Here is an 8,629-nt window from a genome sequence, read left to right as displayed (position 1 = left end):
CTGCCGCGGCTGACCGAGTCCGAGTCGCTCCAGGTGCGGGCGATCGCGTCGCTGACCGGCATCCTGCCCGAGGGGCCGCCGGCAGCGATCGCCGCCCGCCCCTATGTCGAAGTCCATCATTCCTCAAGTGCCCGCGCGGTGCTGGGCAGCGCCGCCTCGATGCGTCCCGGCGCGGTGGCCCGCGCCCACCTCGGCGTCCTGCACCTCGACTCCTACCCTGACCTGCACGACCGCACGATCGAAGCGTTACGGTCCCCGCTCGACGACGGGCAGGTCGTCGTTGCCAACCGCGACAGCCTGCTGCGTCTGCCCTGCGACACGATCGCGGTGCTGACCTCGGCCGAATGCCTCTGCGCCGCAGCCCGAGACACCGCCTGCGCCTGCCCTGCCGCGGCCAAGCGCCGCCACCGGGGACGGCTGCACCGGGTGCTGGCCGAACGCGTCGACATCACCGTCCACGACAACCCCGGCCAGCATTGCGGTTTCGAGGACGACTCCCGCGAATCCAGCGCGCAGGTCCGCCACCGCGTCACCGCGGCCCGCGGCAGCCGCCCGGCGGTGGCGCGAACACGGCCACACCACCAACGCCCGCGTTCCCGTACCGCTACTGCGCCAACAGTTTCCGTTGTCGCGGACCGAGGCCGCGCCCGTCGAGGCGGCGCTTCGGCTCGGGCGGATCACCCGCCACGGCGCGGACCGGACCCTGGCGGTCGCCGCGACGATCGCCGATCTGCGTGGCGCCGAGGGTCCCAGCACCCACGACATCGTCGAAGCCCTGCACCTTCGCGGTTCCGGCACACCATAGACACTCCTCGACCCCCACGACCTCGCGGCGCGCTCCCTCGGTGACTACCGGCGGCAGGTCGATGAATCCGTAAATCACCGTACCGGGTGCGGGTAGATCGAGATCGCCTGCCAGACCATTCAATTCGCCGCCGCACCTCCTCAGCGGGTGCGGCGTTGTCGTTCGTTTGGAAGGAGCCCTCGCCTCATGTCCACTACCGTGCCCGCCGACCCGCCCACCACCGACACCGACATCCGCGCCGGGAATGCCCGCGCGCGGGCCGAGGGCTTCGTGTGGGGCGTGCTGCACATCCAGCACCCCACCACCCGCGACGCGAAGACCGCCACAGCGTTCGCCGCCGCCTACGCCGACCGTGTCACCGAATCCCTCACCAGCGAAAGCGTTTTCGTGCCCGGTCTGGCGCAGGCGTGGGTCGCGTGGCGGGTCAGCGGTGACCTCACCGCCAACCTCGCACCCGCCCCGTCACCGCAGGAGCGCGTGCCGGAATTCGAGAAATACGATGCCGCGTTGCGAAATCGGACGGCGTATTGGCTGTGTGCCGAAGCCTTGGGCTATGTGCGGGGCTGGTGTGACGCCGCCGGGGTCGGTTCCGGTGACGCTGTCGATTTCGCCCACGCGTACGCCGTGCTCGTGGCCGCGGGCGGATCCCGCCCCAACATCGCCGACGCCTGGACCAACTGGCGCGCCGGGCGCCCCCTCACCGCATCCGGTAAATAACACCGACCACCGGCCCGACGAGTTGCGCGCGCCCCGCTGCGGACCCCTCGCCGATTCACTCACTCGCAGAACGGATTTCGCCCATGACAATCACCGATCACTGCGCATTCGCGGCGGTGCGTGAGCCGCGACGGTTGGCGTGGGCGCTGCTGTCGCGGGCCGCGCGGGGGCCGTCGAAATCGGTGTGGCGGCTCATCGACCGGCTCGGTGTCGAAGACGCCGCCAGCGTCCTGTCCACCGGCACCGCCACCGACGGGGTGGATCCGGGTGTACTCGCCCGCGCGAATCCCGACCGCGCCGCCGCCGACCTCGTCGTGCACTACGCGAGCGGAGGCCGCCTGATCACCCCCGACGACGCCGATTGGCCGACCGCGCATCTGGCCGCGCTGCACACACCCGAGTGGGGACCCGAACACTTCGTCGGCCCCCTCGCCCTGTGGGTGTCGGGGACCGCCGGGTTGCCCGAGATCGCCGAGGACGCCGTCGCGGTCGCCGGGACACCGCGCCCGAGCGCCTACGGGATCGAAGTCACCACCGCGATCGTCGCCGAGGTCACCGCCCGGGGCATGGCGATCGCCGCCACCGGCGGTCCCGGCATCCCTGCCCACGCCCTCACCACCGCCCACTTGATCCCGGCACCGACGATGGCGGTGCTCTCGTGCGGCACCGACCTGGCCTACCGCCACCACAACCACCACCTCCGCGCCCCGAGACCCGGCACTTGTGTGCTGGTCAGCGAATACCCGCCCGGGACCCCGACGCGACCGCAGCGGGTCGGCGCGGCGCACCGGTTGCTCGCCGCGCTCACCCGCGCCAGCGTCCTCGTCGAGGCCGACCGGCAGTGCTGGAGCGAGGCGTCGATCACCTGGGCGCAGCGGCTGGGACGCAACACCTACGCCGTGCCTGGGCCGATCACGTCCCCGACTTCCCGCAGCGGCAACTACCTCATCGCCGACCAGGACCTCACCCCGGTCGCCTCACCCCGCGACATCTACCTCGTCGGCGGGCTGTTGCCCGCCGAGCCGTTTCCCGAGGACAGCGACCTTGACCGACCGAACGGAGAACCCGCGTGATCGACACCTTCGCCTGGACCGCGAACCTCACCCGCCACGGCGGCACCGAACTGGCCCTCATCGCCGCCAGCCCCACCGCCGTGCTGGACCCGGTAGCCGAATCCGTGCCCGCGCACCCGATCCCGGCTGAGACCCGCCATCGCGTCCGTGCCGGGCTGGCCAACAGCGACGCCGAATATCCCGGTGAGGCATTCCGCGTCTACCGACTCGGCGGCTACCGCGACGGCCCGCACCACGATCTCGCGGTCGCGGTCGCCGTCCACCAGCTCGCCGCCGGCTCGCCCTGGCGCGGGCTGCTCGACCACATCGTGTTCCTCGCCGAAATCGGCCTCGACGGCAGCCTGCGCCCCAGCCACCCACCGCAGGCCCTCACCACCATCGCCGCAGCGGCGGCGCGCGCGGAATTCCGCTACATCGTCATCGCCACACCCGAGCACACCGACGACCTCAACCGTATCGAGGGCATCACCGTCCTCACCCCCACCGATCTCCGAGGAGTCCTCACCTGGCTCGAGTCGCTGGCCGGCGACCATCCCGCACCGACCTCGGCCTCACCAGACTCGCCCGGGATGCGCATCGCCCACAACCTCGGTCCCGGCCGGGTCCGACACCTGCGGGCAGTTCTCGACGGTTCCGGCAGCAACGATCCCCCGGCCACCGGCTGCCGCCACCCCGATCAGGACGGGCCACCCATCGCCGAGGACAACCGCTGATCCCCGGCGGGATCGCGGCTCGTTCACGACACCACGGAAGGAGGTGGAATCCGCCATGACAGACCTGCCCAAGTCCCTGGATGACCTGCGTTGCGACACAGCCTGTTGGAATGAACATATCAGCGCACTGACCGGCGAATGGGTCGGCGTGGACGGAGGTCCACACCGCCCTCGGCAGCGCCGTCCACACCGCTGGTGTCGCCGTGATGACACTGCTCGACGAGCTGTCGAAGGCCGCGAAGAACTCCGATCCCTTGCGGAGTCGTCAGCTTGGCGTGCAGCGGTACAGTTGCACGAGGCGATCGAGTTCAACGACCAGCTCTGTGAACACCAGACCGACGCCAGCATCGATATCTTCGACCGGCTCGGCCCAGGCATCGCGCTCGCGCACCGAGTGCTGACTGTGCTCAAGTCGCCCGACGCCGATCACGGCTTCACCAACGGTGATTTGATCGAATGCCTGCGCCACTTCCCGCCACACCTGCTGGCCCGCCACCTCGACCGGCCGACCTCCGGCGGCTGTGCGCCTTCGACCGGTGCGGTCGGCATCGGGCAGCACCCCGCCTCGGGACTCGGCGAACCGGCCGCTGTCCAAGCTGCATCCCGATCACGTCCGCGAATTGCGGGCCATCCTCGCCGATTTCGAGAGCATCGACCCATTGGTCACCGACCTCGTCGACGCCGCCGCGCAACGGCTGAGCGACTTCATCACCAGACAACTGCTGACCACCCGCGCCGCCTCGCGTGGCGCCCGTTTCGAGGAGACCCCCATGGGTTCGATCGGGTTCCGAGTGCCCGCATCGGCCGACACCCACCGCTTCGTCCTGGACAACCTGCACGAACACCTGCGCGACGGACACCGCGTCGTGGTCCACTGCCGCACCGCACTCGGCACCGGCCGCCACGGCGGCTGGTCCTATGCCCTCTACGCCGCGATCGCCGACACCACCACCACACCGCTCACAGTGTCGGCGCACGTGCTGCTCTACCTGCGCCACCACCGTGGCGGTGTGTCGGAGGTCGTGATCAAGCATCTGCACGAGACCGAAGGACCGGTCGATCACCAAGGCGTCACCCGCCGGGTCCTGGAAGCGCTCACCCCCACTGAGCATCCCGACGCCTGCGGGTGGCGCGCCGAAGCGATCCGCCACCACCGCGCCGTCGCCGACGCCCGCCGTCGCGCGGCAGCAGCGGTCGGCGCAGTCATCCGGTTGGACCGCTTCTACACCTACGGCCACGGCGTCGGTGCCGTGCGGCAGGTCGTGGTGTGCTCCCCGACCCGCTGGCGGCGCGCCGAAATCACCGACTCCGGGACTGTGACGAACAGCCCCCTGCTGCGCGCAGCCCACGGGTGGGCACTGCGTGAATTCGAAATCCTGCGCGCACCCGAGGAATCCGCGCCGCACACCCCACGATCCTGAAACCCCGCGCGACGCCATCCCGGAGCCGCACACCCGCACCAGCGCCCCGACCTGGCCCGGGGCGGGTCCCTTTCTACATCCATTTCCCTTTCGCCGAACCCCCTGCCCGGGGTGCGGCGTCTTTCCTGTGTTCGGAGGTTGATGCTGTCATGGGCAGACTCACTCGTGCCGAGGCCGCCGCGCATCGCGAAGCGCTCGGGTTGGCCGGTCTGCGCCGGGACCTGGACGAGGACGAGAAGCGCTTCGTTCTCAACAACTTCCAGGAATCGGCAGACCAGAACCACCATCCCGGCGGCGCGTTCTTCACCCCGCAAGATCTGGCGGACTGCATGTCGCTGGATGTGGTCGGTAACCGGGTGATCGACCTGTGCGCCGGGATCGGCGCCCTGGCCTTCGCCTGCCGCAACCTGCGCGAGCAGTCCAACGGGCTGCCCGCACGCGAATTGGTTTGTGTGGAAGCCAATCCCGAGTTCGTGGCGGTCGGGATGAAGGTGGTCCCGGAAGCCACCTGGGTCTGTGCCGATGTGTTCGATATCGGGCGGCAGCGGTGGCGGATGTTCGACACCGCGATCGCCAACCCGCCCTTCGGCACCCATACTCGCACCGGCAGCGCCCCCGGCTACCGCGGACCCCGCTTCGAATACCACGTCATCGCCTTGGCCTCCCACCTTGCCCGTAGCGGCGTCTTTCTGGTCCCGCAGACCTCGGCGCCTTTCCGCTACAGCGGAGGCCAGGGGATGCTCGAGGAGCAGGTGGATGCCGAATACAAGCGTTTCTCCTCCGGCACCGGCATCGCGCTGGAGCCGGGGTGCAGTGTCGATACCGCCTTCCACGACCCGTACTGGCATCAGCGCCCGGCCCGGACCGAGGTCGTGCTCGCCGAGTTCGCCGACACCGCTCTCGCGCGTCGCCGCCGCGCTCGGGCCAACGCTGCGGCCGTGCTCGCGATGCCGTGGGATCGTCGCGCCCGCGCCAGCTGACCACACCCCGCCCCTTCTTACTCGCCGTTCGGACAGGAGTCTGGATTCGTCATGCCCACACCAGGTTTCAGCCTCAGTACCACCACCAACACCACCGACTTCGGGGCCTCCTACACCCTGTTCGCCACCGACGACGCCCCGCTGACCGGGACGGTGTTCACCGACATGGGCGAACACACCGTCCTGGTGGACGAGATCCCCGAGCGCCGGTCGATGGTGATCGTGCGGTTCTTCGGCCTGCGCGCCCACGGCGAAGCGTTGGGCAACCCGCGGGTACTGGCACGGTTCGTCCCCGGCGAGCCCGGACGCGGAGCCGCGGCGGCGGTGTGTCTGGGTGAGCCCGGACGCCTGCACATCGACCTCGGCTACCCCCTCGGCACCGTCGACGCGGATCTGCGGGAACTGGTGGCCGACACGGTCATCGAGATCACCACGGAGTTCCTGACCGACGAACGCGCCGCACGCCATCGCCACTACTGCGCCGACGCGCGCCGCCAGGACGCCGCCACCGCCCTCGGAATCATCGACGTGCTTCAGCAGCGCGGCTACCGGCGTCTGGCCGCCGCGCGCGCCGAATCCGACGCCTCCTGGGCGCTCGTTGAAGCGCTGCGCCGTAAGAACTGAACGCCGCGCGATCGGCACCTACCGCATCGCAAGCCCCTCGAGGAGATCCGACGATGCCCGACACCGACCTGTCTGTGTCCCCTGCGGTGTTGTCCGACCTGCGTGCGGTGTTGGCCTACGCGCAGATCGGCGAAGAACGCGACTACCTCGAATGCGACCCGCAGGCCCGAGCCCATCACATTCTCCACCCGATCCGGTGCCTGTGCGCGTGGCTCGACGGCGCTGCGGCGGTGGAAATGTCGTTCGCCTACATCCATCAGGGGCGGCGCGAGCAACGAGTACTACCTACCACGCCTTCGACACCGACAGCGACAGCGACACCGGACGCCTGGAGGCGACGGAGGGTGCTTCAGCACCACCTCGATCGTGGCGATTCCTGCCCTCACCAGCGAACAGCTCGACGCCGTCGAAGACCAGTAGATCGACAACCTCGCCTACACCTCAGCCGCCGACGAGGACGAGGACGAGGACGAGGACGAGCGACACTGCCGCCTGAGCCCCTCGAGCACTCACCGACCCAGGTGAGTGCGGGCTGCCCCGCATCGCGAGGCAGTCGACTCCGCCGGTGCTCGCCGTCATCGGATCGAGAACGACAAGTCTCGTCGACATGCTCCCCAGCGCGCCTGAGCACGCCCGCGAGCCCCGCACCAACCCGTCGCCGCGCTCCCAACCCCCTGTACACGCGCCACCCGCCGCACGGTGGGTGTCGCGTGTCGTATCCGACTGTCCGAGAAGGGAACACACCGAAATGTCGATCGCTTCGACTGTGCGTCACGCCGAACTGGGCGACCTCGTCGGTCTGCTCAACGACCAGCAGGCCGCCAAACTCGACGTCCTGGCCCCCGCCTCCGCCCTTCGCGCCTGCGACGGGCTGATCGAGCTGGCCGGGGTCGAGCCGGTACTCGACGAGCGGGGCTTCACCCCGGTCGATGGCCTGTACCGGCCGACCGGGGCGGCGGATTCGCATCTGGGGGCGAAGTTGAAGATCCCCGCCGGATACCTGAAATCGCTGCGCGAGATCCAGCGCACCGACCTCTACGACGCCAACATCAACGGCCTGCTCCACGGCCCGGCCGATCCGCGCCTGCCCGGCGGACCGGACGAGCGCTCGTTCCTGCTCAGGTTGTTCACCTCCAGTACGCCGAACGAGCCGGGGATCTTGCGGGCGGTGCTGTCGGATCGCTACGGGATCATCGACAACCTCGACGTGCTCACCGCCGTCCTCGACGGCATCCGCCTGGCCGACACCGAGGTCACCGTGCGCTCGTGTGACCTGTCGCAATCCTCGATGCACTGCAAGGTGTACTCCCCGAAGATCCGCGCGCTCGCGCCGACGTTGCTGGAGAACTATCGGACTCCGTTCGCCAATCCCGAGCTCGAGGCCGAACGCCGACGCGTGGCCGGGCAGATCGAGACCGGCCGCCGCTTGGCCGCTCGGGAGGGCCGGGGTTACCGGCCGGGCAGCGAGCCGGTGGTGTTCGCGGGGTTGCGGTTCTCCAATTCCGAGATCGGCCACCACGCCGTCACTCTGAAACCGGAGCTGGTGGTGCAGATCTGCGGCAACGGGCTGACGTTGCCGTTGTTCGCGTTCAGCAAACGCCACGTCGGGGACCGCCTCGAGGTCGGTGGCACCCGCAGCTGGTCGACCGACACCCAGCGCAAACGGCTCGCGGTGATCACCGCCGAGACCCGCGACAAGGTCTCGGAGTGGATGTCGCCGGAGTTCGTGGCCGCCCGTGTCGAGGAGTTGGAACGCCACGCCGGGACCCCGGTCACCCAGCCCGAACGCACCCTCGAGGTGATGAGCAAGAAGCTCGGATTCACCGAGGACGAACGCTCGGGGATCCTGTCGCACTTCATCGCCGGGGGACAGCTGACCGCGGCCGGGATCGCCAACGCGGTCACCAGCTACTCCCAGACCATCGGTGACCCCGACCGCGCCGACGACCTCGACGACCTCGCCCTCACCGCGATGACCCTCGTCTGAACCCGCCGACGCATCCGCGGTCACTCGATCCCCTCCCCCTGTCCCCGCTCTCGAAGGAGTTGTGCCTCATGGCCGAGACCACCGTTCTGACCCGTGCCGAGTTCGACACCGCCGAGCACTTCGGCACCGCCGGCGCGGTGACCGCGCTCGCCGCCGAGACCGTGGCCCGCTGGCGCGAACAGTTCCCGGACTGGAAAGCCAAGCACTGGGGCTACACCGACCCCGAAGCCCCACACGGCGCCCGGCACCTGCGCCCCATCAACGTCGCCCCCCGCACCAAGAAGTAATCCCCCGGCGAGCGCCACCACC

Annotated in this window: 10 protein-coding genes and 1 pseudogene; 10 read left to right on the top strand and 1 reads right to left on the bottom strand. The window is 69.6% G+C overall.

Going from position 1 to position 8,629, the window contains the following annotated elements; all coding sequences use genetic code 11:
- Positions 1–33 precede the first annotated feature (33 nt).
- The 5 genes and pseudogenes from NP3_RS51765 to NP3_RS45235 all read left to right on the top strand — a co-directional run.
- Positions 34–399 (top strand): annotated as a pseudogene (locus tag NP3_RS51765) (ATP-binding protein); the annotation flags it as partial.
- Positions 386–805, top strand: coding sequence for a magnesium chelatase subunit ChlI family protein (locus NP3_RS51760; RefSeq protein WP_084509696.1), 420 nt, complete (start codon positions 386–388; stop codon positions 803–805). The pseudogene NP3_RS51765 and the gene NP3_RS51760, both read left to right, overlap by 14 nt.
- A gap of 186 nt (positions 806–991) precedes the next feature.
- Entirely contained in the window at positions 992–1,522 is a 531-nt protein-coding gene (locus NP3_RS45245; protein ID WP_063047857.1) for a hypothetical protein, read from the top strand.
- A gap of 83 nt (positions 1,523–1,605) precedes the next feature.
- On the top strand, positions 1,606–2,595 hold the full coding sequence (locus NP3_RS45240) for a DNA-processing protein DprA (RefSeq protein WP_063047856.1): 990 nt from the start codon (positions 1,606–1,608) through the stop codon (positions 2,593–2,595).
- Complete coding sequence (locus NP3_RS45235) at positions 2,592–3,308, top strand: magnesium chelatase domain-containing protein (protein WP_063047855.1); 717 nt, start codon at positions 2,592–2,594, stop codon at positions 3,306–3,308. The genes NP3_RS45240 and NP3_RS45235 overlap by 4 nt, the downstream gene beginning before the upstream one ends.
- Positions 3,309–3,573: 265 nt before the next feature.
- Here NP3_RS45235 and NP3_RS45230 read toward each other — a convergent pair whose 3' ends face one another.
- Entirely contained in the window at positions 3,574–3,804 is a 231-nt protein-coding gene (locus tag NP3_RS45230) for a hypothetical protein (protein WP_063047854.1), read from the bottom strand.
- 40 nt (positions 3,805–3,844) lie between these two features.
- Here NP3_RS45230 and NP3_RS45225 point away from each other — a divergent pair, with 40 nt between their 5' ends.
- From NP3_RS45225 to NP3_RS45205, 5 genes are all read left to right on the top strand, one after another.
- The gene (locus tag NP3_RS45225; protein ID WP_063047853.1) at positions 3,845–4,729 is read left to right on the top strand and encodes a hypothetical protein; all 885 of its coding nucleotides are present in this window, start codon (positions 3,845–3,847) and stop codon (positions 4,727–4,729) included.
- 149 nt (positions 4,730–4,878) lie between these two features.
- Positions 4,879–5,709 carry a class I SAM-dependent methyltransferase gene (locus NP3_RS45220; RefSeq protein ID WP_063047852.1) on the top strand — a complete coding sequence of 277 codons (831 nt, stop codon included), beginning with the start codon at positions 4,879–4,881 and terminating at the stop codon, positions 5,707–5,709.
- Between the two features lie 51 nt (positions 5,710–5,760).
- Positions 5,761–6,333 (top strand): hypothetical protein, encoded by a 573-nt coding sequence (locus NP3_RS45215; protein ID WP_063047851.1) that lies wholly within the window; start codon positions 5,761–5,763, stop codon positions 6,331–6,333.
- 748 nt (positions 6,334–7,081) lie between these two features.
- Complete coding sequence (locus tag NP3_RS45210) at positions 7,082–8,320, top strand: hypothetical protein (protein ID WP_063047850.1); 1,239 nt, start codon at positions 7,082–7,084, stop codon at positions 8,318–8,320.
- Between the two features lie 68 nt (positions 8,321–8,388).
- Positions 8,389–8,607: a hypothetical protein gene (locus NP3_RS45205; RefSeq protein ID WP_063047849.1), complete on the top strand. Its 219-nt coding sequence runs from the start codon at positions 8,389–8,391 to the stop codon at positions 8,605–8,607.
- Positions 8,608–8,629: the final 22 nt, after the last annotated feature.

Source organism: Nocardia pseudovaccinii NBRC 100343, from assembly GCF_001613225.1.
Classification (GTDB): domain Bacteria; phylum Actinomycetota; class Actinomycetes; order Mycobacteriales; family Mycobacteriaceae; genus Nocardia; species Nocardia pseudovaccinii.
The sequence above is the reverse complement of the archived record's forward strand: the minus strand, read 5'-3'. Positions and strand labels throughout refer to the sequence as shown.

What these genes read in the sequence shown, in the direction of transcription:
- NP3_RS45245 (WP_063047857.1), top strand. Translation starts at nt 992, where the DNA reads ATGTCCACTACCGTGCCCGCCGACCCGCCCACCACCGACACCGACATC.
- NP3_RS45240 (WP_063047856.1), top strand. Translation starts at nt 1,606, where the DNA reads ATGACAATCACCGATCACTGCGCATTCGCGGCGGTGCGTGAGCCGCGA.
- NP3_RS45220 (WP_063047852.1), top strand. Translation starts at nt 4,879, where the DNA reads ATGGGCAGACTCACTCGTGCCGAGGCCGCCGCGCATCGCGAAGCGCTC.
- NP3_RS45215 (WP_063047851.1), top strand. Translation starts at nt 5,761, where the DNA reads ATGCCCACACCAGGTTTCAGCCTCAGTACCACCACCAACACCACCGAC.
- NP3_RS45210 (WP_063047850.1), top strand. Translation starts at nt 7,082, where the DNA reads ATGTCGATCGCTTCGACTGTGCGTCACGCCGAACTGGGCGACCTCGTC.
- NP3_RS45205 (WP_063047849.1), top strand. Translation starts at nt 8,389, where the DNA reads ATGGCCGAGACCACCGTTCTGACCCGTGCCGAGTTCGACACCGCCGAG.